Origin of the sequence: Wolbachia endosymbiont of Tettigetta isshikii (assembly GCF_041154185.1) — a bacterium.
GTDB lineage: Bacteria > Pseudomonadota > Alphaproteobacteria > Rickettsiales > Anaplasmataceae > Wolbachia.
In genome coordinates this window covers 1-261 of the sequence record NZ_JBFTEN010000068.1, presented here as the reverse complement: position 1 = coordinate 261, position 261 = coordinate 1, and the positions used below count along the sequence as shown (strand labels likewise).

1 protein-coding gene is annotated in these 261 nt (G+C 37.9%); it reads right to left on the bottom strand.

What is annotated here, in order from left to right; all coding sequences use genetic code 11:
* On the bottom strand, positions 1-261 hold a 261-nt coding region (locus AB6N09_RS05710), incomplete at both ends, for an IS110 family transposase (protein ID WP_411131957.1).

Sequence of the window (261 nt, the reverse complement as noted above, 5' to 3'; positions counted from 1 at the left end):
CGTAATATCATCACGACGTTGACAAAGTGCAGCCAAAGTTGATTGTTCTGTAGAGGTAGGTACAAATAGAGAGATAGTTCTATGGCGTTCAAATCCATATTGAGCAAGAGCTCCTGCATCTGATCTGTCAGACTTTGCCAAAGTTCCGTGAGATAAGATAAAGCTTTTTACTTTACGAGTATTAGCTCGATGCACGGCAATATTCTTGTCAATAAGAAAATGTGATAAACCAAGCTCATATTTCCCTGTATTTTCTAAAGT